The sequence below is a fragment of the Priestia sp. ABM2_011 genome (genome assembly GCF_056158845.1).
Window position 1 is genome coordinate 4,429,390 of the sequence record NZ_JBSWUB010000001.1, and the last position, 24,015, is coordinate 4,453,404.

General features: G+C 39.0%; 21 protein-coding genes. 4 read left to right on the forward strand and 17 right to left on the reverse strand.

Annotated elements, in window-relative coordinates; genetic code table 11:
• Positions 1-23: 23 nt before the first annotated feature.
• The 11 genes from ACXAE4_RS23390 to ACXAE4_RS23440 form a co-directional block, all read right to left on the reverse strand.
• Positions 24-968 (reverse strand): ABC transporter substrate-binding protein, encoded by a 945-nt coding sequence (locus ACXAE4_RS23390; RefSeq protein ID WP_028412138.1) that lies wholly within the window; start codon positions 966-968, stop codon positions 24-26.
• Positions 969-1,270: 302 nt separating this feature from the next.
• On the reverse strand, positions 1,271-2,458 hold the full coding sequence (locus ACXAE4_RS23395; RefSeq protein WP_099330633.1) for an acyl-CoA dehydrogenase family protein: 1,188 nt from the start codon (positions 2,456-2,458) through the stop codon (positions 1,271-1,273).
• Positions 2,459-2,473: 15 nt separating this feature from the next.
• Positions 2,474-3,607 carry an FMNH2-dependent alkanesulfonate monooxygenase gene (gene ssuD, locus ACXAE4_RS23400; protein ID WP_099330632.1) on the reverse strand — a complete coding sequence of 378 codons (1,134 nt, stop codon included), beginning with the start codon at positions 3,605-3,607 and terminating at the stop codon, positions 2,474-2,476.
• 106 nt (positions 3,608-3,713) lie between these two features.
• Positions 3,714-4,895 (reverse strand): acyl-CoA dehydrogenase family protein, encoded by a 1,182-nt coding sequence (locus tag ACXAE4_RS23405; protein WP_099330631.1) that lies wholly within the window; start codon positions 4,893-4,895, stop codon positions 3,714-3,716.
• A complete protein-coding gene (locus ACXAE4_RS23410) occupies positions 4,892-6,277 on the reverse strand; it encodes an LLM class flavin-dependent oxidoreductase (RefSeq protein ID WP_099330630.1) in 1,386 nt (461 codons plus the stop codon). Before ACXAE4_RS23410 ends, ACXAE4_RS23405 begins: the two co-directional genes overlap by 4 nt.
• Positions 6,278-6,583: 306 nt before the next feature.
• Positions 6,584-7,240, reverse strand: a complete 657-nt coding sequence (locus ACXAE4_RS23415; protein ID WP_028412137.1) for an HAD family hydrolase — start codon at positions 7,238-7,240, stop codon at positions 6,584-6,586.
• A 116-nt stretch (positions 7,241-7,356) separates the two neighbouring features.
• Positions 7,357-8,736 (reverse strand): APC family permease, encoded by a 1,380-nt coding sequence (locus ACXAE4_RS23420; protein WP_014461429.1) that lies wholly within the window; start codon positions 8,734-8,736, stop codon positions 7,357-7,359.
• Positions 8,737-9,037: 301 nt separating this feature from the next.
• Positions 9,038-9,994 carry an agmatinase gene (gene speB, locus ACXAE4_RS23425; RefSeq protein WP_028412135.1) on the reverse strand — a complete coding sequence of 319 codons (957 nt, stop codon included), beginning with the start codon at positions 9,992-9,994 and terminating at the stop codon, positions 9,038-9,040.
• Between the two features lie 122 nt (positions 9,995-10,116).
• Positions 10,117-11,493: a putrescine aminotransferase gene (locus tag ACXAE4_RS23430; protein ID WP_028412134.1), complete on the reverse strand. Its 1,377-nt coding sequence runs from the start codon at positions 11,491-11,493 to the stop codon at positions 10,117-10,119.
• Between the two features lie 25 nt (positions 11,494-11,518).
• Positions 11,519-13,006 carry an aldehyde dehydrogenase family protein gene (locus ACXAE4_RS23435; RefSeq protein ID WP_098113711.1) on the reverse strand — a complete coding sequence of 496 codons (1,488 nt, stop codon included), beginning with the start codon at positions 13,004-13,006 and terminating at the stop codon, positions 11,519-11,521.
• A gap of 135 nt (positions 13,007-13,141) precedes the next feature.
• Positions 13,142-13,726, reverse strand: a complete 585-nt coding sequence (locus ACXAE4_RS23440; RefSeq protein WP_098113710.1) for a TetR/AcrR family transcriptional regulator — start codon at positions 13,724-13,726, stop codon at positions 13,142-13,144.
• 595 nt (positions 13,727-14,321) lie between these two features.
• Here ACXAE4_RS23440 and ACXAE4_RS23445 point away from each other — a divergent pair.
• The 3 genes from ACXAE4_RS23445 to ACXAE4_RS23455 are packed head-to-tail and all read left to right on the forward strand — an operon-like array spanning position 14,322 to position 17,264.
• Positions 14,322-15,185, forward strand: coding sequence for a glycine betaine ABC transporter substrate-binding protein (locus ACXAE4_RS23445; protein ID WP_028412131.1), 864 nt, complete (start codon positions 14,322-14,324; stop codon positions 15,183-15,185).
• A 35-nt stretch (positions 15,186-15,220) separates the two neighbouring features.
• Positions 15,221-16,426, forward strand: coding sequence for a quaternary amine ABC transporter ATP-binding protein (locus tag ACXAE4_RS23450; RefSeq protein WP_013081886.1), 1,206 nt, complete (start codon positions 15,221-15,223; stop codon positions 16,424-16,426).
• On the forward strand, positions 16,419-17,264 hold the full coding sequence (locus ACXAE4_RS23455) for an ABC transporter permease (protein ID WP_013081885.1): 846 nt from the start codon (positions 16,419-16,421) through the stop codon (positions 17,262-17,264). Before ACXAE4_RS23450 ends, ACXAE4_RS23455 begins: the two co-directional genes overlap by 8 nt.
• 38 nt (positions 17,265-17,302) lie before the next feature.
• Here ACXAE4_RS23455 and ACXAE4_RS23460 read toward each other — a convergent pair whose 3' ends face one another.
• Both ACXAE4_RS23460 and ACXAE4_RS23465 read right to left on the reverse strand, forming a co-directional pair.
• On the reverse strand, positions 17,303-18,076 hold the full coding sequence (locus tag ACXAE4_RS23460; protein WP_028412130.1) for a class I SAM-dependent methyltransferase: 774 nt from the start codon (positions 18,074-18,076) through the stop codon (positions 17,303-17,305).
• A 65-nt stretch (positions 18,077-18,141) separates the two neighbouring features.
• Positions 18,142-19,260, reverse strand: coding sequence for an AbrB family transcriptional regulator (locus tag ACXAE4_RS23465; RefSeq protein ID WP_028412129.1), 1,119 nt, complete (start codon positions 19,258-19,260; stop codon positions 18,142-18,144).
• A 140-nt stretch (positions 19,261-19,400) separates the two neighbouring features.
• Here ACXAE4_RS23465 and ACXAE4_RS23470 point away from each other — a divergent pair, with 140 nt between their 5' ends.
• Positions 19,401-20,273, forward strand: coding sequence for a LysR family transcriptional regulator (locus ACXAE4_RS23470; protein ID WP_028412128.1), 873 nt, complete (start codon positions 19,401-19,403; stop codon positions 20,271-20,273).
• Between the two features lie 74 nt (positions 20,274-20,347).
• Here ACXAE4_RS23470 and ACXAE4_RS23475 read toward each other — a convergent pair whose 3' ends face one another.
• The 4 genes from ACXAE4_RS23475 to ACXAE4_RS23490 all read right to left on the reverse strand — a co-directional run bounded on the left by ACXAE4_RS23475 (position 20,348) and on the right by ACXAE4_RS23490 (position 23,901).
• Positions 20,348-20,485, reverse strand: coding sequence for a hypothetical protein (locus tag ACXAE4_RS23475; protein ID WP_165573233.1), 138 nt, complete (start codon positions 20,483-20,485; stop codon positions 20,348-20,350).
• Positions 20,486-20,619: 134 nt separating this feature from the next.
• Complete coding sequence (locus tag ACXAE4_RS23480) at positions 20,620-21,588, reverse strand: tripartite tricarboxylate transporter substrate binding protein (protein WP_028412127.1); 969 nt, start codon at positions 21,586-21,588, stop codon at positions 20,620-20,622.
• 24 nt (positions 21,589-21,612) lie between these two features.
• Positions 21,613-22,284, reverse strand: a complete 672-nt coding sequence (locus tag ACXAE4_RS23485) for a response regulator (RefSeq protein WP_028412126.1) — start codon at positions 22,282-22,284, stop codon at positions 21,613-21,615.
• 27 nt (positions 22,285-22,311) lie between these two features.
• Positions 22,312-23,901, reverse strand: coding sequence for an ATP-binding protein (locus ACXAE4_RS23490; protein WP_028412125.1), 1,590 nt, complete (start codon positions 23,899-23,901; stop codon positions 22,312-22,314).
• Between the last annotated feature and the right edge of the window lie 114 nt (positions 23,902-24,015).

The window sequence follows — 24,015 nt, forward strand, 5'->3', positions numbered from 1 at the left end:
CTGGATTGTTCTTTTCTTCGTTATTATTTGCCTTCAAATAATAACTTTTCTGCTTCGTCTGCAATACCATTTGCACCTTGTACACTTCGGCGAAGAGACCATTTAAATACATCAACTTCATACACTTGATTATTTTTAACCGCTTTTAGCTCTTTCCATAATGGCTGTTTTGCTAAAGGCGTATGACCTTTTTCATTTCGCATAACAATGAGTTTGTCTGGATCTGCTTTTACGAGCTGTTCCATTGTCATTTTTACACTGTACTCTTTTGTAGGATCTGTTAATGCATTTTTGAAGCCTAATTGCTCAAGAACACCCGTTGTAAAGAAATTTGAAGTTCTAGCATTAATATTACCATTTGCATCAGCGATAACAAGTACATTGCCCGGATTTTTTGGCGCTTTTGCTTTTAAATCTTTCATTTTTTGCTTATGCTCTTCTACAACTTTTTCAACTTTTGCCTTCTTGCCAACCGCTTCTCCTACTTTTAACTCCGTATTTAGTAAATCATCGTAATTAGCATTTAAATTTTTTAATTCAATTGTTGGCGCAATTTTCGATAATTCTTTATATACATTTTTATGACGTTCTGAATCAGCGATAATCAAATCTGGCTTCAACAGTTTAATCGACTCCAAGCTAGGCTGTGCTCGCGTGCCAACTGATTTGTATCCTTTGATTTCTTTTAGTACATCTTTATCAATAAGCTGTTCTGCTTTATCATCATCAGCTACTCCTACAGGTTTAATACCAGCATCTAACAATGCATCAATAAAACCTAACTCTAATACAACTACTCGCTTTGGATTTTCTTTTACTTTTGTCTCTCCAAGCTCATGTTTAACCACTCTTGTTTTTTCATTTTTTTCATCGGCTGAATTTTCCTTGTTCGTACTGCTGCAGCCGATAAGCATTCCGATTGCCAGCATTGTAATAAAAGCCAGCAGTCCTATTTTTTTCTTATTCAAATGTCATTCCTCCTGCTTGTATCTTTATGTAGATAATTGACTCTTGAAACTGATAATCGTTATCATTATATCAGTTTTATCTATTTAAACAAGCTGATTCGTTATTTTTTAATTAAAAAAGTTATACCCATTCTATTAAAAAAGAAATTGCTACATAATGAAACCCATCCAATCAACAGCTAGAAGCAACTCAACATATGAAACCTACGTTCACCTTAACCATAAAAAATCCGAACGATTCATCGTTCGGATTTTCCTACAATTAAAATACTTTTGTCCCAACCTCTTTTTTTAGTAGACTTCTATGAATATGGGGTAATCGGCGGCAGTTCACTGCTAAGATACCATTTACCTATGTCACGAAGCTTGTAAGCAACAGGATCGTGTAAGCTAATTGTTCGTGCGTTGCGCCAGTAGCGATCAAATTTGTACTGATCAGACGTGGCCCTAGCACCCATCCCATCAAATATAGTGGAAGTAATATGTAAGGCCGTTTTGGCAGTAAACGTTTTAGCCATCGCAATGGCGACTCCACACTCGCCACGCTGCTGTTCCGTTAGCGCATCTTCTTTTGCCCATGCACGATCAAATTCTGTAACAGCTTTTTCTATAAGTGCTGAACAAGCATGAAGGTTTAAACTCATTTCACCGTATTGCTGAATAATATAAGGATCTTGCTCCGCTGCTTCAACACCTGAACTTAGCCACGGTTTTGTATGAGCCTTCAGATAAGCTTTTGATTCTTCCAAAGCGCCTTGAGCAATACCGTACAATAAGTGAGTGAGCATAAGCTGAGCTAAATGTGTTCGTACCGTAGGAAAAACCTTTTGCTCTCCATCTGCTTTATGCAATATTTCTTCTTCATAAACGATAACACCTTCAAACTTTACACTTCCGCTGTCCGTTTGACGCTGCCCAAATCCGTCCCAATTATCTTCAGTAACGATTCCTGCTCTATGAGTAGGAAGTACACATAGCAATACCTCACCGTTTTCTTCTTGAGCCGATACTAACAAACGATCGGAATCCGTTGCCCCCGAACAAAAACTCTTGCTTCCGCTGAGCATTAATCGTCCATTTTCTCGAACTGCTTTCAACCCTGAATCTCTAGGATTAAAGGCATTGCCCCAAAAAAGCTGCTGAGCTGCTGTTTCTTCGTAAAAAGTTTTGTACTGCTGAGTACTTCCGAACAGAAACGTCGAACAAACCGTCAAATAATGATACCCCAACAAGTGTGCAAGTGAACTATCTGCTTTCGCAATGATATTCACGACTTTAAAAACAATCGGCCAGCCGGCTCCATAACCTCCGTATTCTTTAGGAATGGGGAGTGCTAAAAGACCGCTTTTTCTAAGTAGATTACGCTCATATAGAGGCGTTCCACCTTCTCTATCTCTTTTTGCGGCTGTTTTGAAAAACTCTTTAGCCAACTGATTAGCCAATTCAAGGATTTTCTCTTGAGACGCTGCAACCGTTTGTGTGTTGTTCATGATCCCCCTCCTTTCTCACCTTTTAGCGGGTGCTTTATCATTCACTTTCACTTCACCAAATGGACTGATAAATGTGCGCTCGTTCTCATCTTGCTTACGCTGAACTGGAAGTCTTGGAAACAAAAGCTCTGCTGTTCGATATGCTTCTTCTAAATGAGGATATCCAGATAAAATAAATGTTTCGATACCTAACTCAGCATATTCTTTGATTCGCTGTGCCACCGTATCAGCAGCCCCTACTAAAGCAGTCCCTGCGCCTCCTCGAACTAACCCTACACCAGCCCATAGATTAGGGCTTACCTCTAAATTTGAACGGTCGCCTTGATGCAAGGCGCTCATACGTTTTTGACCTTCTGAATCCATTCGAGAAAATACTTTTTGGGCTGATTTAACGGCTTCTTCATCTACATGTTGAATCAGTTCATCTGCCGCTTTCCAGGCTTGTTCTTCAGTTTCACGAACAATGACATGAAGCCTGATGCCAAATCGAATTTCTCTTCCTGTCTGCCTAGCTTTTTCTTTCATTCGTTCAATTTTTTCTTTTACTTGCGCAGGTGGCTCTCCCCAAGTTAAATAGACGTCTATATGCCTTGAGGCAACGTCCATCGCTACAGGAGAAGAACCTCCAAAATAAAGCGGAGGATACGGTTTTTGGATCGGCGGATAAAGCACGTCTCCACCTTTAACACTCAAGTAGTCTCCGTCGAAGTGAACATCGGATTCATTTAATACCCTTCTCCATATCGTTAAAAATTCATCTGTCAGCTCATAGCGGTCGTGATGGTTCAAAAACACCCCGTCTCCTTCTAGCTCCACAGGATCTCCTCCTGCTACGACATTAATAAGAAGCCTTCCTTTAGAAAAGCGGTCAAATGTTGCCGCCATTCTTGCGGCTTGTGTAGGGGACATTAAACCGGGGCGTACCGCCACTAAAAACTTCAGATTTTCAGTGACTGGCACTAAAGTAGATGCAGCAATCCACGCATCCTCGCATGACTTTCCCGTCGGAAGCAAAACCCCGCTATATCCTAGCTCATCCGCAGCTTGTGCAACTTGTTTGCAATAAGAATAGCTTGCAGCCCTGGCTCCTTCATGGCTTCCTAAATAACGTCCATCTCCGTACGTTGGAATAAACCAAAATAACTCCACTTCTATTCGCCCCTTTTGAAAGCTACAAAAAAAACTCCGTTATTACAAATAAACTGCAATAAGGAGCCTCAGTTGTCTGATAGCTTCATTTTTTACTATTTTTAAATCAAGCATACGGATTAGGTGTAGGGTACTGATGATTCAACACCCAGTTCCCAACCGTTCGAAGCTTGTATTCAGCTGGATTATGAAGAGTATGAGTTCTTACATTACGCCAGAATCGGTCGTATCCGTATTCAGCATGAACCGAACGCGCTCCCATAACTTCGAATATCTTACTTGTGATATCCAGTGCAGCATTACCAGCGAAAACATTGGCAGCCGCTACGTGAACTGCTAGATTTCCACGTTCTTCTTCCGTTAATTTTCTGCCTTTTTCCCACGCTTCATCCAATATGAGAGCTGCTTCATCTGCAAGTGCACTGGCTGCTTTCGCTTGAATCCAAAGTTCACCGTATTTTCGCAGTATACCTGGATCATCCGAAGCTTTTTCTACCCCTGATGTTAACCAAGGCCGTGTTTTAGAAGCCGTGTAGTTTTGTGCTTCTTCAATTGCTCCAAAAGCGCTTCCTATAAAGACATTCGTTAAAATAATTTGCGACAGCGAGGCTCCAATAGTTGAAAAAGGAGTAGGATTTTCAACAAAATCTTGAACCACTTCATATTCTTCTATTCGTACATTTTTAAAATCTACATTTCCACTTCCCGTCTGTCTTTGTCCCATCGCATTCCAGTTATCCTTGACGGTAATGCCTGTTCTCGCAGTAGGCACGACTCCGTTTAAATATTGCCCCGTTTCTCTATCATTAAACGATAGCCATAAGTACTGAGAATCAGGTGAACCAGAACCGAAAGCTTTTGTTCCATTTAATAGATAACCTTGTGATTGCTTATCGCCTTTTAGACTTTCTACTAAAGGATTAGAGGCATTTCCCCAAAAAGCTTGCTGCTGAACAGATAAAGGATAAAAATAAGCCTGCTGTTCTTCTGTACCTTTGATTCGAATATCTGAGACAAACAAGGAGTGATAGCCGTATAAGTGGCCTAATGCTGCATCGCCTTTGGCCAACTCTCGAACAATAGCCAAAGCTGTTGACCATTTCCCGCCTTCTCCGCCATATTTTTGAGGAATTAATAAATTTAACAGCCCGCTTTGGCGAATAGCATCTTTTTGCTGCTTGGGTGTTCCGCCTTCTTTATCTCTTTGCGCTGCATCCTTTGCAAAAGAAACGGACAGCTTTTTTGCTTGATCAAGATAAATTTCTTCCTTTACAGTGGTCGCGGTCATGTTAAACTCTCCTTTTGGCTCGTCTTTCGATATCGAGCGCCATAGTGTTCATCAGGCAAGAAATGTGATTTTTTAAATAGCTTTTCTCTATAAGTTCCTTCACTGTAATCCATTTTGAATAAATCTCTTTCCTGCAAAACAGGAATCACTAAATCAATAAAATCAGCAAACGTTCCCGGTGTGGTCACATAAGCCATATTAAACCCATCCATGCCCGTATCGTTTACCCATTCTTCCATAAAATCAGCTACTTGTTCTGGACTACCCACAGTAACTGGGCCCATCCCTCCGATACTGACAAATTTCACTACTTCTTCTATCGTCCACTTTCTATCGGGATCACTTATTGTAAATTTCTCTAAAGCAGAACGAACCGAATTCTTTGCAATAAATTCAATGAGCTGTTCTGGCTCATAGGCAGAAACATCAATTCCCGTCCAGCCGCTAAACAGCGTGGCTGCTCCTTCGAAATTGACATAGCTCTCAAACTGGGCAAGCTTCTCTTCAGCCTCTTTTTCTGTTCGTCCAACAATTGGGGTAAATAAATTAAAAATTAATACGCTATCTGGGTCTCTGCCTTCTGCAGCAATTTGAGCGCGCATTTTTTTCACGTAATCTGCGGCTACTTTTTTAGTAGGAAAACTTGTAAAGATACATTCAGCGTGTTTGGCAGCAAATTCTCTTCCTGGTGCAGAAGCTCCTGCTTGGAATAAAACTGGAGTCCGCTGCGGTGAAGGTTCTGATAAATGTACGCCTGGAACACTAAACCACTTCCCTTTATGATTAATCGGATGAACCCGGTCTGGAAGTGTAAAAATTCCTTTTTCTTTATCTTTTACAACAGCTCCTTCCTCCCAACTTCCTTCCCACAACTTATAGCAGACTTCTAAAAATTCATCGGCAATATCATAGCGGGTTTCATGCGTAAAGTGTTCTTCTAATCCTAGATTGATTGATCCACTTTCAAGGTATGAAGTCACAATATTCCATGCAATACGGCCATTTGTTAAATGATCCAATGTCGAAAATTTTCGCGCAAACGCATAAGGCTTCTCATAAGTAGTAGATACCGTTACCCCAAACCCTAAATGCTTTGTAGCATACGCCATAGCGGAAATAAGTGCAGTTGGTTCATTCACCGGAAGCTGAGCAGCTTGTTTAAGAGCTCCTTCGTTACTTTGCCTATAAACGTCATAAATGCCTAATACATCAGCTAAAAACAAACCGTCAAACTTTCCTTTTTCCAATAGCTTAGCTAACTCTACCCAGTAATCTAACGTTTTATATTCGGACGCTTGATCACTTGGGTACGTCCATAAACCAGGTGTCTGATGTACAACACAATTCATATCAAACGCATTTAAATAAATATGTTTACCCATAGAAACCTCCAAAACTAATTAAATACATAAATTAACTAAGAATTAAGACTGTTTGGAAGTAATCTTAAAACATATTCTTCCAGAGTGTCAATGAAACTTCTTCCCTTATAACGAAACATAAATGAAGCTATTACTAATACTGAATTAGGATTTCCTTAAAGGTTATTGACTTATTATTCTAATAACTAAAAAACATTACGACGGCGTCTATAACCCTGTAGATAATCCTTTTGATTTGACTGAAGAAGCAGTAAAACAATAAAAAAAGCGGCACATTTTCTTTTGGAAAATGTGCCGCTTTTCGCTTTAGTCTTCAATACAAAGATACTGAATCACTTCTTTTAAACTTTTCTCTTTCATCGATTCGATATGTAAGTGATATCTTTCGAATGACAGATGTTTAGTTAACGGATTTGGTACAATCACACAGCGCAAGCCTGCTGCCATGGCAGCTTTTGCTCCATTAGAAGAATCTTCAAATGCTAAAGCTTCAGAGGGTTCTACTCCTAGCTTTTCAATTGCATTTCGGTAAAGAGCCGGATCTGGCTTCACTTTTTCTACATCATCGCGCGTTTGAATGACTTCAAAATAGTGCAGCAAATCTAGCTCTTTTAAAAATGCCGTTACCCAGTCGCGATATGAGCTGCTTGCTAAGCCAATTTTTAATCCAAGTTCTTTTGCTTCTGCCAAGTACTCTGCTACACCTTCTCGTGCTACTAACGATTTCATTTTTTCTTGATGACGTCTTAACGATTCTTGAGCCAGTTCCTCTTTCGTGAACTCATTGTTAAACTGCTCAAGCAAATAATCGTAAAGTGCCGTAGCATCCGTTCCCACATAAGAAGCAAACGTTGCAATCGGTAGATCTACTCCCCTGTCTTCTAACATTTCGCGGTAAACCTCGTACCACACTGATTCTGTATCAATAATTAATCCATCAAAATCAAACACAACTGCTTTAATCATAATTTACCTACCTTTTTCTATCTTATCGTTCTTACATAGTAACACGTTCAAAATACGTAATCCATAAATGTGGCTTCCTTAATAAGATAGGCTTAAACAGGTAGTTTCTATCCTTACTTTTCTCCGACTTTCATCAAAGGTGACATTTCTTCTGTTTCCTTAAACTCAATGGAAGACAGCTGCCTTCTAAAACCTTTCGTTGCATACACCAAATAAACTAAACCAGCAATCGCCCAGCCAATCCCAAGTAAAAATGAATTGCGCTCCAAGTTGAGCCATAAAACGCCAATCGCTGCTGCTCCTAATAGTGGCATAATAATGTATGACCAAAAACCCTTAGCCGACCGGTGCTGCTTTTGATGAACAGCATAGTGCGCAATAACCGAAATATTAACAAAAGAAAACGCAATGAGTGCTCCAAAATTAATAAATGACGTAGCCGTTGCCAGACTAAAGAAAATGGCAGTTGCTGATACCACTCCGACTAATACAATATTTCGCGAAGGTGTACGCAGCTTAGGATGAACATAACCAAAAAATGACTGAGGTAAAATTCGGTCGCGTCCCATTACGTATAATAAACGCGAAACGCTTGCATGCGATGACATGCCTGATGATAATGTTCCTGCAATTCCTCCAGCTAAAAAGACAATTTGAAACAGCGTACCGCTCACATACATAGCAATTTCAGGAGCCGCAGCGTCTGGATGCTTGAATCCTTCTAACGTCGGAAAAACCGCTTGAATAAAATAAGATGTCACGGTAAACATGACTCCTCCGATTAACGCAACTAAAAAAATAGCTCGCGGAATCGTTTTTTTAGGATTGGGCGTTTCTTCTGATAACATAGCCACTGCATCAAACCCTAAATAGGAAAAACACATAAGTGTAGCTCCTGCTATTAGCCCTGATGACGTCATGTTCTGATTAAAGAAGGGCTTCATAGAAAAAAGTGTTCCTTCCCCCATTCCGCCTAGCAAGGCTTTGATTGAAACAGCAACAAACAATACTAAAATCGTCATTTGAAATACAACAAGAAACGTATTGAAATTGGCGGTGAAATTAACGCTTCGTAAATTTAGCAGCGTAACGATAATGACGAAACTGACAACCCAAATCCACGATGGTACCGAAGGAAAAATAGATGATAAATAAATTTGAAAAATAAGTGCGTTAACCATCGGTAAAAAGAGATAATCCATTAGTGCAGACCAGCCAACTAGGAACCCTAAATGTGGATTGATTGTCTTTTGCGTATATGTATAGGCTGAGCCTGCATTTGGAAACACTTGAATCATCTTTTTGTAGCTTACTGCCGTGAGAAGCATCCCGACAAGGGCTATGATATAAGATGTGGGAACGTGTCCATTCGTCATATCAGACGCAATCCCAAACGTATCAAACACTACCATCGGAGTCATATATCCGATCCCCATTAATACAATCTGCCATAATTTCAACGACCTTTTTAATGTTACTGTTTCATGTTTCATTTATCTTCCCCCTTCACTTTATTAAGAACATTCTGACAATTTAATCCATAAATGCATATGGTTTAATTTCTTTATATAAAAATGAATGACTTTCATTCATTTTTATATAAAGAGTTGTTACATTTACTATAAGCAAATATATGATTTATTTCTTTAAGTTGGTAAGGGTTGCTAACAAACTATCTTTTTCTTTTATCATATTATGAAAGCGCTTTATTTTAAATAGCTATATGTTCCTAATCTCCTGCTATATCAACGCAGAAATACCCTCTGAATGAGAGGGATTTCTGCTTACAAGCCATTATTCAATCGTCGTATCCAATGACTTTCTTTTCGTTTTCACTGCAACTAAACTAGCAAAATCATGAATGATTGTAGCTGCAAGCAAAGAGGTTATCTGCGTTGGATCATAAGAAGGCAGCACTTCTACCAAGTCGAATCCAACATAGTTAAATCCCGTTAGAGAACGGATCATTTGCAGCGTTTCTCTGCTGCTGAATCCGCCTACTTCAAGCGTTCCCGTTCCCGGTGCACACGAAGGGTCAACAAAATCAATATCAAATGTTAAAAAGCACGGGGTATCTCCAATCGCTGTCTTCATTTGCTCCAAAATCAATGAAAACCCTTGATGTTCAAGCTCTCCTGCCGTTACTACATGGTAACCGAGATCTTTGCTTTCTTGAACATCTCCCGGATGATTTAATGTTCCGCGAATACCAATTTGAAAAACTTTGTTCGGATCTACTAGCCCTTCTTCATATGCGCGTATAAAAGGAGATCCGTGCCAATATTTTTCATCATAATACGTATCCCACGTATCTGTATGAGAATCAAAATGAATCATAGCCACTGGGCCATATCTTTTAGCAGCAGCACGAAGGCTTGCTAAAGTAACGGAATGATCTCCTCCGATTCCAATAGGAACGATTCCTCTATCCATAAGAGCTCCTACCGCTTCTTCCATCAATTCATAGCTTCTGTGAATATTGTGCGGAATAACCGGCACATCACCAATATCAATGGCATTTGTATCATCAAATGGGTATACGTCGTGTACCGGGTGATAAGGAAACAGCGTCATGGAAGCTTGCCGAATGGCTTGAGGTGCAAAACGCGCACCTACTCTGAAAGATGCCGCCGTATCAAACGGCATCCCTACTAGCCCTACTTTTGCATTTCCTCTTTCCGCTGGAAGCCTCATAAATGAGCCTGTTGTACAAAATTCTGGTTTGACATCTGGGGACAATGGATATTTCATGATTTACTCCTCCGTTTCGATAATTTCAGTTAGTCGCTAGGCATTTGTACTACTAAAATCATCGAAAGCAATACGGGAATAAGAAACGTTTGACGATTCATATTCATTGCTCCTTGTTACATTTATTGGTTACTTAGCTCATTTAATACTTTTTCAAATGTAGAAATGACTTGATCTACTTCTTCCGCTGAAATAGTCAACGGTGGCTCAATACGAATTGTTTTAGAGTTTACAAGCGTCCCAGCTACTAGAATTCCTTCATCAAACATACCTTTAGAAAGCGCGTAGCCAATTTCATCTTGGTGAAATTCAATTCCAATCATTAAACCTTGCCCTCTGATTTCAAGTACTTTATCTCCATGTTTTTCAGCAGCTTTCTTTAAACCAGCAAGGAAGTATTCCCCTAGCTCTTTCGCGCGGTTTGGCAGCTGTTCTTCAATCAACACGTTAATAGTTGCAATAGCCGCTGCGCAGGCAAGCGGGTTGCCTCCAAACGTTGTTGTGTGCATAAACGGATTATCAAAGAAGCTTGAAAACACTTTTTCTTTTGCTACGACTGCCCCAGCAGGCATAACTCCTCCTCCAAACGCTTTAGCAAGACATAAAATATCGGGTACAACATCATATAGTTCTGATGCAAACATTTCACCGGTACGTCCCATACCTGTTTGAACTTCATCAAAAATTAAGATAGCGTCGTACTCATCACACAGTGCACGCACTTCTTTTAAATAATTTTCAGGAGGAAGAATAATGCCGCCCTCTCCTTGAATTGGTTCTAATAAAACAGCTGCCACATCTTCCCCTACAAGCGCGCACGTTTCAAATGTTTTGCGCATCATGTCAATATCACCAAACGGCACGTGACGGAAACCTGGAATTAACGGCAGAAATGGTTTACGGAACATTCCTTTTGCCGTACCTGATAAAGAACCTAGACTTTTTCCATGAAAAGAACGTGTTGTGGAAATAAACGTTGTTCGATCACTATACATTTTCGCTAGTTTTAAAGCGGCTTCTACGCTTTCTGTTCCGCTGTTTGTGAAAAAGGAATACTTCAAATCCCCCGGTGTAATATCTGCTAAAATTTTCGCAAGCATCGCACGAAGTGGATCTAATAAGTCTTGGCTATGGAGCGCTTGACGCTGAAGCTGATCTTGAACAGCTTTGACTACTTTAGGATGACGGTGCCCCACGTTATAAATTCCAAATCCGCCCAAACAATCAATGTATTTTTTACCGTTTACATCAGTAAAACAAGAACCTTCATCTGACCATTCAACAGCTGCAAACTGCGTATCCACCGTTACCGTTTTACGATATTCTAAAAAGCCTGGGTTGACATGCTCGCGAAATCCGTCTACTGTTTCTTTCGTAATCCACTGTGCTTCTTCAGCTGATACTTCACTTTTTTCAATAAGTCCCAGCACTTTGTTGATATATTCGTTTACTTCACCGTATGCTTTGTTTACCTCTTGATTTTTCGTCACTGTATTCATTTTAATATCGCTCCTTCTCTACTTTTTAATTTTTAAACCAGCCGATTGGCTCTACTTGTAAATTAATATTAATTTGTTTTACTTCTTGAAATTCTTCCAAACCAAACGTTCCTAGCCCTCGGCCAATTCCGCTCTGCTTATATCCGCCCCAAGGCGCTTCATTAAACGTAAAATGATACGTGTTTACCCAAGTGATACCCGCACGCAGCTTTTTAATCACTCGAAGAGCTTTTGCACCGTCGTTTGTAAACACGCTGCCTGCTAAACCATATTCCGTATCATTTGCAAGCTTAATAGCTTCTTTTTCATCTTTAAACGTTTGAATAACGACAACAGGCCCAAAGATTTCATCTTGCACAATTTTCATATTTGACGTAACGTTACTAAAAACCGTAGGTTCTACAAAAAAACCTTTTTCCAACCCACTGCTGGTGATTCGATTGCCTCCGCATACAAGGCGAGCGCCTTCTTGCTTTCCAATTTCGATGTACTTTAATACTTTTTTCATATGTTCTTCACTTACAAGAGGGCCCATTTCAATCTCTTGATCCATTCCATTTCCTACTTTAATTTTTTGAGCACGCTCTGCAAAACGTTCGATAAATCGCTCAGCAATGCTTTCTTCTACTAAAATACGAGAACCTGCAGCGCAAATTTGGCCGCTCCCTGCAAAAATTCCAAACAAGGCATAATCTACAGCTGTTTCAAAATCAGCGTCAGCAAATATAATGTTCGGTGACTTTCCTCCAAGTTCTAAAGAGACTTTCGTTACATTTTCTGCTGCTTGACGCATAATGTGTTTTCCAGTTACCGTTCCGCCTGTAAAAGAAATCTTATCAACACGCTTATCTTGAATAAGCGTATTTCCCACAGTATCTCCGGCTCCCATAACAAGGTTTGCTACTCCTTTTGGCAATCCTACGCTTTCTAAAATCTCAAAAAGTTTTGTAGGAGTAACTGGTGTCACTTCAGAAGGTTTAAATACAATCGTATTTCCTGCAGCTAAAGCAGGTGCAATTTTCCACACGCTCATCAAGAGCGGATAATTCCAAGGTACAATCAGTCCGCACACCCCCATTGGTTCTTTTATAACCATTGCTTGCATAGGTGCAGGAACACTGTACGTTTGACCGTCTGGCTTTGTAATTAATCCAGCGTAATATCTAAAACAAGCAGCTGCGTCTTCCACATCAGCCTCAGCTTCGCGATAGGGCTTTCCATTATCTATTGTTTCTAGCGCTGCTAATTCCTCTTTCGCTTCTTCAAGCTTATCGGCAATTTTAAATAAGATAGCTGCTCTTTCAGATGCAGAAGTCTCAGACCAAATTCCGCTGTCAAAGGCTTCCCGTGCAGCTTCAATTGCTGCTTTCATATCTTCTGCGCTGCCTTCTGCAGCATATCCAATTACTTCACCTGTCGCTGGGTTAACAGTTGGACGCTGCTTCTCTGCTTTTCTCCACTCTCCGTTTATGTACATATTCAAAGCTAAAGTTTTAACGGCTGTACGATCCATAAAATACCTCCTTGTCGAATAACGACTGATTGTCAGTCATTTTAAACCTTTAAAAACTTATAATTCTGATAACTAATTGTATATTTTGAATGAATGTCAGTCATTTTAATGGATGTAATATTAGCATCGCTAATATTACAATGGCACAAGAGAACGCTTTAAGAATTGAAAAAGTTCTTCCTTCGATTGTTCAAGTGTGACATCTTGCTCTCGCCCGATATAAAAAAGTTCAGCAGCGTTTTCAATCAAATTGATCATCGTTTTAGCTGTCCATTTAACGTTAAGATGCTTGATGACTTCTTCTTTTTTCACTGCCTCATTTAATACCTCTTCAAACCAGTTGTAATAAGGTAAATAAATAGCTTCCCATGTTTCTAATGAATAGTCAAAAGCGAGCCCCGAATAGCATAAAACAAGAACATCTCTATATTCATCCGTTGTTTTATACGTTTCGTCAATCATCACCTCTAATGTACTTAAAAAATTTGTTGCTGTTTTAGCTCTTTCTTTAATTTTTTCAAGCGACAAAGAAAGTAAGTTTTCTGCAATAGCAGGAACAAGGGCATTTTTGGATCTGAAATAAAGATAAAAAGTTCCTTGAGCTACGCCTGCACGCTTTACAATGTCTGAAATTGATGTTTTATCAAGTCCTTTTTCAGATATAACTTCAATCGCTGCCTGTAAAATCTTATCGTATTTTTCACTTGTGCTTGTAACCAACTTTTTCCCTCCACCTATAAAATGAATGACTTTCATTCATTTTACTATAAGAAGTTGAAATTATGCAAGATAAAATTTTCTGAATCTTTAAATTCAATCAAAAATTTATCCGTATGCTGGCTTCAAAAATATTTTTTTATTTTATCAATTTCCTCTCACGTTTCTTATATGTCTCACTGTTATCTTTCTTCCTTTTACAATTCAAGGTAAAAGCTGATGCAAAGCTCTTTAATCACCTATTCTTCCTAAAAAATAACTTTATTAAAAAGATATTTTTTCGTATCGGTTTATACGGCTCAATTGCCGAATTACTCTTGACTTGAAGTTGACGGAGTAAAAAAAAGAGTGATAACATGTAAGACTGATTCTACAGTCACTTATTTTATCCATTTATTTCCCATATTTTCTCTTAACTACGATGTACATTTTTAGCTAAAAATAACTTTATAACGCCGAAAAATCACCCACTCTATTTCACATTTTATATTTTTTATGTTTACCACCTAAAAAAACCGGGTATACACTTCGTTGTGTTTAGCATCCGTTCTACATATCAGTCATATTGATTTAAAACTTTATAAAGGAGTTACATTGCATGAAGAAACTATTTTTAATCAGCATGATTTGTTTTCTTCTAGTTATTACTTCAGCTTGCGGCAACGGTAATGGCGCCTTTAAAGATAAAAAAACCATTACCATCGGCATGAATAACTATACTGAAAACATTGCCTACACGTACGTATGGAAACAGATTTTAGAAGATCGAGGTTATAAGGTTAGAACTGTTTTCTTAGAGAAAGCCGGTGTTTGGGTAGGAACAGCTAATAACGACATTGATATTTCGTTTGCACCATGGCTTCCTACAACAGATGCGCCTTTTTACAAAAAGTATAAAGATCAAGTAAACATTGAAGACCCTTGGCTTAAAAATGCGCGCTTAGGATTTGCGGTTCCCGCCTATATGAAAGACGTGAACACAACAGAAGACCTTGCTAAGGTTGCTTCTGATGTCGATAACAAAGTTATTGGAATTGACCCAGGCTCCAGCATTAACGGATTAGCCGAACAAGCGTTAAAAGATTATAACCTTAAAAGCTATACGCTTGTAAAATCGTCTGAGGCAGCTATGCTCAGTGAACTGCGCAAAGCCTATGAGGCAAAAAAACCAATTGTTGTTACTATGTGGAATCCTCACTGGGCTTTTGCAGACTTTGACATCAAATATTTAGAAGATCCTAAAAACTCGTTTGGAGACCCTGACAACATTTACACAATGACAAGCAAGGAATTTAAAAAGACAAATCCTCAAGTCATAAAATGGATGAATAATGCACAGATGAACGATAAATTAATCAGTCCTCTTCTGTCACAAGTTGAAAAATCTTCAAACCCTGAAGAAGCAGCACAGAAATGGGTAAAAAAACATAAAAAGTTAATCGATAGTTGGACGAAAAAGTAATGAACGTAAAAGAAAACAACAATTGAGGTGGACATATGGAACACGTAAAATTAAAAGTACAAAATATAACCAAAGTGTTTGGTAAGAATCCGTCAAAAGCGATTGATTTACTTCAAAAAGGAAAAACAAAAAAAGAAATTCTAGAAGAAACAGGAATGACAATTGGAGTTAATCAAGCAAACTTCGAAATCAAATCCGGTGAAATCTTCGTCATTATGGGCCTGTCTGGAAGCGGTAAATCCACTTTAGTTCGCATGTTTAACCGCCTTGTTGAACCAACATCTGGATCTCTTATTTTAGACGGTGACGATGTAGTAAAAATGAACAAAGAGGAACTTCGCGACATGCGCCGAAAAAAAATGAGCATGGTTTTCCAAAACTTTGCTTTATTCCCTCACCGTACGGTTCTTGATAACACAGAATACGGATTAGAAGTTCAAGGTACACCAAAAGCCGAACGCGAAAAGAAAGCAAAAGAAGCGCTTGAATTAGTAGGTTTAAAAGGATACGAAAATCAATATCCCGGTGAACTGAGCGGCGGTATGCAGCAGCGCGTCGGACTAGCTCGAGCACTTGCCAATGACCCTGACATTTTATTAATGGATGAGGCATTCAGTGCACTAGATCCGCTTATTCGTAAAGACATGCAAGATTTTTTGCTGGAGCTTCAAGAAAAAATGGAGCGAACAATCATTTTTATTACCCATGATCTTGATGAAGCTCTTCGAATCGGAGATCGCATCGTTTTAATGAAAGACGGCAGTGTTGTTCAAGTAGGAACACCTGAAGAAATTATGACAAACCCTGCCAATGATTATGTAGAGCGCTTTGTCGAAGACGTTAATGTAGCTAAAGTATACACAGCTGAAAGCGTGATGAATCGTGCCGAATCCATTACCGTAGACCGTGGTCCGCGCGTGGCTCTTAAAATTATGCAAGAAGCTGGTTATTCAAGCATCTACGTCGTAGACAAGAAAAAAACTCTTCTAGGAGTTGTAACGGCAGATGATATCAGCCGCGCCATTAAACAAGATAAACTGACAGCAGACGTATTAGATACGGATATTCCGACTGTTACGACAGATACGCTACTAGAAAACTTGTACGACAAAATGGTTATCAGCCGTTTCCCGCTACCGGTTGTAGATGAAAACCATCGTCTGCGCGGCATCATTAAAAAAGAGCGAGTGATTGAAGCACTTGCCGGTACTGATAGTAATGAGGTGAACGTAAATGAATAGTATTCCTAAAATTCCCGTTGGCAATTGGATTGACCATTTTGTCACGTTTTTAAATGATAATATCAAAGGGTTTTTTGATGTTATTTCAGCTATTGTCGATGGTATTGTAAGTTTTATTGTACTAGTGCTAACCTTTCCACCAGCATTAATTTTAATCTTAATTGTCGGAATCATTGCTTGGTTTTCAAGTAAAAAATGGTCATTTACTATTTTATCGATGATTGGTCTATTATTTATTCTTAATCTTGGCTACTGGCAAGAAACAATGGACACACTAGCCCTCGTTTTAACAAGCGTATTAATTTCAATTATAGTAGGAATCCCGCTAGGCATTTGGGCATCTCAAAGCGAAAAGACAGCTCGGATTATTACGCCAATCTTAGACTTTATGCAAACGATGCCGGCATTTGTGTATTTGATTCCAGCACTTTTCTTCTTTGGAATTGGTGTGGTGCCAGGTGTTATCTCATCTGTTATCTTTGCAATGCCTCCAACGATTCGCTTAACGAACCTAGGTATTCGTGAAGTACCCGCTGACTTAGTAGAAGCAGCAAATGCCTACGGTTCAACAACAAAACAAAAATTATTTAAAGTACAGCTTCCATTAGCTACAAAAACAATTATGGCAGGAATTAACCAAAGCATCATGCTATCTCTTTCAATGGTCGTTATTGCCTCTCTTGTAGGTGCTCCGGGACTTGGTGCAGAAGTATATCGTGCAGTTTCTCGACTTGAAGTCGGCACGGGCTTTGAAGCTGGAATTTCAATCGTTATTTTAGCAATTATTTTAGACCGTATTACGCAATATTTTGGAAATCGTTCAAACCAACGAGCATAAGTAAAAAAAGAAGCCAACTCACCGGAGTTGGCTTCTTTTTATTTATGTTTGTAGCACGCTACAAAGATTGCTTCTCCTTGAAACGATTCAATTCCCTGTTGATTCGTTTTGATTTCGAAAAACTGTTTAAATCCGCTTGGTACATTCAGCATATATTGAGTAAGCTCACGCTTTGTCTCTTGGGGAACATTCATCATCGCACACCAGTCATCAAATAAAAAGCGCTTTGGAAAAGTTGTCAGCACTTCTGTACGGAATCCTTGCATTTCAAGCATAGAAAGCCACTCTGTTTTTTTATAAGCACGATAATGGCTTGGATCTCTTGTCTTTTCAACTCGATTATAAAACTCGTCATAAGCATTCACTTCCGGTGCTACATTATCAATGAGCAAGAACTGTCCTCCTGGCTTTAACACTCGGTATACCTCTTTGATGAACTGTTTAATATTAGGAAAATGGTGCGGTGCAATTCTGCACGTTACCGTATCAAACTCGTCATCTTGAAATGGCATATCCTCAGCATCTCCTTGAACAAACGATACATTTTCATGACCATTTTCTTTAATGAAGCCTTCAGCACTTTGCAACATTTGAGGAGTTAAGTCAAAAGCCGTTACTTCTTGAAAGACAGGTGCTAGCTTATTTGCCACGTGTCCTCCTCCTGTCGCTACATCAAGCAGCTTTCCTCCTCTATTTTCTTCAGCAATTTCCGCTAAAACCGCTAAATCTTTGCCTTTTGCATGACCTTTACTTTTGACATACTTTCCGGCATTCCCCCCGAACTGACTGACCACCATTTCTTTATTACTCATCTATTCTCCCCCCATTTCCCTCTTTAAAACTCTCTCTTACTCTACCTAGTGCATTCACATATTTATTATGAAACGTGTGAATGTATTCTTTTTCTTTCTCCCCACTGATGAAACATGCGAAACAGCGGAGGCAGAAGCAGCCAAATTGTTAAAATACGAAGCACTTGGACCGCTACTACTAACGTCGAATCAGCCTGCAGTACAATGGATGTAGTCGCCATTTCTGCAATGCCTCCAGGAGCAAACGCTAAAATAGACGTGATAAGCTCAATTCCAGTTATTTTGGAAACGAATAGTGCACATACAAACATGGCGGCGATTAAACCAATTGTATTAATAAGCGCCACAACCATAATTTTTTTTACGCCAATGAACATTTCCTTATGAAAGCGAGAACCAATGCTTGAAGCAATAAAAATTTGCGATAAAATCATCACAGAATGAGGCCAGTATGCTTGAAGATTATACCCCACGTACGATGAAGCAGCTGTTTGAACAATTGCAACAGTAAGCATTCCTCCTACTAACCAAGGAGCAGGAAATTTTAGTTTTTTCCCTATATAATAGCCGACTACTGCTGTAACAATTAAAACGCCTGTCCACAACAGTGATCCCCACTCAAAAACACTCGGGGTAACGGACACTGCATGCCGTCCTGTATTACTTCCCCAATAGACTACAAATAAAGGAACAGCAAGCACAACTAAAAACACGCGCATCGTTTGAATGATGCTTACAACTGCCGTATTGGCTCCTACTTCTTCAGCCATGCCTGGCATGGCGCTCATTCCACCCGGAGTCGTACCGAAAAAGCTTGTTAATAAGTCTGTGGAACTGAACTTCCATAGCAAATAACCGGATAAAAGAGAAAAAACAACGGACAGCAAAAGCATAATCGTAATGGTGGACCAGTGAGATTGAAACGTAGTCACCACAGATAAGTTAATCTTTTGACCTAATTCAATCCCTAAAATGCACTGTCCAGCGTACAGCCAATATTTTGGAATGCCTTTTTTGCTTGTTTGAGATAAAAAACGCGGCTTTCGAAAAGCTAGAATAGCAGCTAAAATGAGAGTCCCAAGCATCCAGCCAATGGATAAGCCTGTTAACGATAAAAGAAATCCTCCCACGCTTGTTAATAGAATAAAAAATATAGATTGTAAAAAAACAACTCTTGCGTTCATACCTACTTCCTTCCTTCTACAAGGCTTTTCTTTCTTACACCGAACATTTCTCTTCTTAACTATAGTATAATTTTAGAAATAATTAAAATATCGAAATTTTATTATAAACCATTCATTTTTTTTATTCCTGGAGGGATAGTATGGACGATCGAGATTGGCTTATTCTACAAGTATTGTACCGTGAGAAAAATATTACAAAAGCAGCCAAGGAGCTATTTATATCTCAGCCTGCGCTTACGCATAGACTGCAGCAGATGGAGAAGGAATTTCATGTTCAGATTGTAAATAGAGGGCGCCGCGGAGTTCAGTTTACACCGCAGGGAGAATATTTAGTGAAGTGCGCAGAAGAAATGCTGCTTACGGTTCAAAAAATAAAAGAAAATGTGTTAAACATGGATGATCAATTAACCGGAACTTTACGTCTAGGCGTGTCTAACTTTTTCACTGACTACAAGCTCCCTGGACTATTACGTTTATTTAAAGAGCGATTTCCTGATGTTGAATTCAAAGTCACAACCGGATGGAGCAGCGACATGGCTCATCTGCTTTATAAGCACGATGTTCATATTGCGTTTGTAAAAGGTGATTATAACTGGCAAGATCAAAAAGAGCTGCTTTTTAAAGAAACAATTTGCATTGCGTCTGCACAGCCTGTCGACATAAACAATCTTCCCAATCTACCTCGAATTGATTATCATCAAGATCGTTTTTTAAAAACATCCGTTGATAACTGGTGGGCTGAAAATTACTCTCAGCCTCCCCTTGTCAGCATTGAAGTAGATAAAGCAGAAACATGTAAAAAGATGGTTGTAAACGGACTGGGCTATGCGATTTTGCCGAGTATGCTGCTTGACGATGCTGCAGAGATTTACAGATACACGTTAAAAACTAAAGATCAAGTACCTTTAACGCGCAGCACATGGATGTTTTATCATGAGGACTCCTTAAAAATTAACATTGTAAAAGCTTTTATTGAGTTCATTCAAAACTTGGATTTAAAAGATGTACACTGACAGAAAAAGGTTGAGACATACCGAAATGAATCTAATTCTAAAGACGAACAAATGGGATATATGAGCGGAACTGCTTAAGACACCGCAGTTGATTTCCGTGCAAGACTTCGCTTTCCGCGGGCGGCCGGGGAGCCTCCTCGTCGCTCACGCTCCTGTGGGGTCTCACCTGTTCCGCTTTTCCCGCAGGAGTCTTCGTCTTGCTCTCCAATCAACTGCTAGAAGGAACGAAACAAATGAAACTACACTTACCACAACAAAAAAACGAACCAAGAATTAAAAACTTTAATCAATGGTTCGTTTTTCACTCCATCTAAAATCCTTTTGTCCCAACCTTTTTCTATTGTATTTATTCATCATTTGCTCCGCCCATTAAGTCAGAATACAGCTTGCTTTGCTGCTCAAGAAAGACTTTAGCACCGCTGCTATTTTTATAAAAAGAGGTTAAATCATTATCTTTAAGAAGCTGTTCCCATTCTTTTGTATGAACCATTTCATACACGGCCTTATTCCAATATGCTACCTGTTCTTTGGTCATATTAGGCGGTCCCATTAGACCTCTCCAATGGCTAAACGTTACGTCAATTCCCGCTTCTTTCCACGTCGGTATCTCTTTTAGCTCTTCTAGCCTTTTAGGAGAAGAAACGGCGAGTATCCTTACCTGCCCTTGTTCATACTGCTTTTTTACTTCTGATAATGACATGGGTGCTACATCTAGCTGATGATGAACGAGCGCATCAATTACTTTATGACTGCTGTTATAAACGAAAAACTCAAGCTTGGAAGAGTCTACGCCTGCTTTTTTATTTAGCTGCATGAACGATAAATGATCGTCGTTTCCTAATCGAGGTGATATTCCCACTTTCATACTGGATTCACTTTGATTTAACGTGCGTATGAGCTGTTTTAAATTGTATATAGGAGAGTTAACAGGAACTACGATGACCTCCCATTCAGATGTTAAAATAGCGAGCGGAGTAAAGTCTTTATAGGTTAATTGACTTTGCCCTAGCAAATTATTTGTAATCAGCAAACTGGAATTCCCGGAAACAATATTTCCTTCTTTTCTCTGTTTAATATATTTCCATCCTTCTTCACCTTGCCCACCTATTTTATTACTAACAGAAACGGGTACCTTCACAATCTTCTTTTCCGTTAGCACTTGTTGAATGGCTCTTACTGTTGCATCTGCTCCTCCGCCTTTTGCACCGGCTGCCACAATTTCAATTTTTTCCATACTAATGCGGTCTTTTTTAGAGGGAGTAGAACAGCTAACAAGCAATGCACTTATAAACACTATCATGAGCTTTTTGATCATATATACCATCCTTCAAGGCTAATGCTACGCTAAATAGTACTTGCGCTCCGGTCTTCCAATAATCCCATAATCATATTCAACGTGACATTCACCGGTTGATACTAGATACTCTAAATATCGTCTAGCTGTCGTTCTAGATACTCCCATGTGTTGCCCCATCTCTTCGATCGTAATTCCTTTGATGCTTTTTAAAATGTCTTTTGACTTTTGTAATGTGATACCATCAATACCTGAAGGAAGAGATTTATCCGCTTTTGGCTTTGTTCTGACATGTCCAAAGTACGCATCAATAAATGATTGATCAACTTCTTCATGCGTACTAAACAGTTCCTTTTTCTCTTGATACTGTTTAATAGCATTAATGAAGGATTCCATCATAACCGGCTTAATCAAATAATTAACGACGCCGTTTCTCAAACAGATTTCTACAATGTTTTTTTCTGTTGCAGCCGTTACCACGATAACGTCAACTTGTGGAAACTGGGCTCTGATTTTTGGGAGTAAATCTGTTCCCATTTCATCTGGCATATAGATGTCTAAAAGAAGTAAATCAACTTTCTTCTCCTTTAGCATTTCAAGCGTCTCTTTTGCATTCAACGCTTTGCCTACGACTTCTACACCATCTACTTCTAATAAAAATCGCTCTTGAACTTGAGCAATTCGAAAATCGTCTTCTGCAATTGCGACTCGTAACATTTCGACTCTCCCCTTACTTCTCATGATTCAGTTTTTTGGAAGGTAAACTGAAAAAATGGCTCCTCCTTCTGGCTGATTATACACTTCAATAGATCCTCCAAGTTCATCTACCATTTTCTTTATATTTGCCAGTCCGTACCCTCTGTCTGTACCTTTGGTTGAAAACCCTTTTGTGAAAATTTGATTTAGTACTTCTTCTGATATACCGGGTCCGTTATCCATCACTTCAATAATTAAATCATGACCAATATCGGTAATAAAAAACGACACTTCTTTTTTAGACCGCTGACTCACGGCTTCAAATGCATTATCAATTAAGTTCCCAATAATGATAATGAGATGAGAAATTTCAATATGTTCTGGGAGCGTATCGAGTGTACTCTCCGAATCAACCGAAAAATGAATTTTCTTTTCAGATGCTTTTCCAATCTTCCCAAGCAATATTGCTTGAACTTTGGAATCTAATATCTGATCAAATAGAATACGATTTTGCGTTTGGTGTACGGCTGATTCTTTTTGAATAAACTCCAATGCATCTTTGTACTGCCCTAACTGCAGCAAACCCGACAAAACATACAGCTTATTCGTAAACTCATGCGTTTGAGCTCGTAAATCCTCTGAATACTTTCGTACTTCTGAAATCGTATTGATTAAGCTTTTTAATTCTGTCTTATCACGAAAACTAGCGACCACTCCTACAATTCGCTGATGTTCAATAATGGGTGTTAAGTTTAAGATAAACGTTTTTTCATTCAAAAAAATTTCTTGGTCGCTTCGGGCTATTCCCGTATCTAGCACTTCAATCATATTCGTATAAGGAAATACTTCAATGATATGATGATGTAAATATTCCGTCTGTAACCCCAGCATATTTTTAGCTGATGTATTCATCATCGTAATAAAGCCTTGATGATCAATAGCAATAATTCCTTCTTTTATCGAAAGTAAAATTGCATTTCGTTCACGGTACAAAGAAGCGATTTCATGGGGTTCAAGACCAAGAGTATCTTTTTTAATACTTTTAGCTAAAAAAATACCCCCGATCATACCAAGCAATAAAACAGCTAGTGAAAATAGGATAATTTGCTGAATACGCGTAATGAGCTGAGCGTGAACATGAGATTTTAAAAACTCAACCGTCACCACTCCCACGACTTCCGTATACTTTCCGTGACTGATGACAATAGGCGCTTTCCCCATAATAGCAGGACCTGTGGTTCCCTCTCCGTCCAGCGTATAATATCCGCCGAATAATAGTGCTCTATCGTTAACCGCCTCTTTGTTTTTCTTTCCTATCCATTTTTGATTAGAATGAGAATAGATGATTTGCTCACGGTTTTGAACCACAATACTTGCTGCTCCGATTTGTTCCCTCACTTGCTCGGCAAGCGGCTGAATATATCGACTCGGCTGTTTTTTTTGAAAAGCAGCTTTGACTTCCGGCATAAATGATATTGATTTGGCTGCTTGAAGAGCCAGCTGCTCGGCTTGCCTTTTAGATTCTACAAACTGCATGTAAGAGAAAATACTCGCTAAAAGAACAATAACAGTTATGATTAATGCTGCGGATAAACCTACGATTTTTGTTTGCAGCGATACTTGAAACCATTTTTTCATTTCATCGCACCTTTAGCCTTTACCTTATAGTTCTATTCTTCTTTTATTTTATCAAAATTTTTTGTATATCCGCTCCTTATTCCAAAAGCTTTTTAGACAAAAAAACTTATCAAT